Below are 641 nucleotides of genomic sequence, written 5' to 3'. Positions count from 1 at the left end.
GGGATCGAAGAGTTCGCTTCCAAAGCGTTCGAAATCCCTCGTGTTGCGCGTTGCCAAGGTAAGCTGCTGCGCAATCGCGGTGGCTGCGATCATCCCATCCATCGAGGACAGACCGCGACCGCGCCGCTTGGCAAGGCCCATTAGGTCGCCCCAAGCAAAGGCAACGGCCTCGTCCACGGGCAAAACCCTCTGCTCAAAGCGCCGCGGCAGATCGTGGGCAAGCCATTCAGCCAGTGCCTCGCGTTTGCGGCCCTCATCCATGAGGGCGACGCCGCGCCGGATCTCGGCGATCGACACAACACTGATGAAGGAGCGGTCCTCGTCGAGCCCGTTCAACCACTCCAGAACGCGCGTGTCCGGCGCCGGCCTCGTCACCTCGGACAGCACATTCGTATCGAGTAGCAGCCTCACAGCGGCAGATCGCGCGGTTGGTCGCGTTGCCGCTCCAGGTCGATATCGGCGCCACGCAGCGGCGAGTCCAGCAGGAACTCCGCAAGCGTGCCTTTACGTGCGGTCTTTCGCTGCCATTCCTCCGCTGAGACGACGACCACGCTTGGCTTGCCGTTTTTGGTGATCGTCTGCGGTGAAAACTGCGCGCGCTCGATGACCTCGGAGAGGCGGGCTTTTGCCCCGGCGACCGT

Annotated in this window: 2 protein-coding genes; both read right to left on the bottom strand. The window is 63.8% G+C overall.

Features of this window, described 5'->3' with window-relative positions; translation table 11 throughout:
- On the bottom strand, positions 1–411 hold a 411-nt coding region (locus tag EN852_RS34650), incomplete at its 3' end, for a type II toxin-antitoxin system VapC family toxin (RefSeq protein ID WP_135879576.1).
- The coding region (locus tag EN852_RS34645; RefSeq protein ID WP_135879575.1) for a type II toxin-antitoxin system prevent-host-death family antitoxin at positions 408–641 on the bottom strand (234 nt) is incomplete at its 5' end. The genes EN852_RS34650 and EN852_RS34645, both read right to left, overlap by 4 nt.

The sequence above is a fragment of the Mesorhizobium sp. M2E.F.Ca.ET.209.01.1.1 genome, assembly GCF_004010375.2.
Classification (GTDB): Bacteria; Pseudomonadota; Alphaproteobacteria; order Rhizobiales; family Rhizobiaceae; genus Mesorhizobium.
The sequence above is the reverse complement of the archived record's forward strand: the minus strand, read 5'-3'. Positions and strand labels throughout refer to the sequence as shown.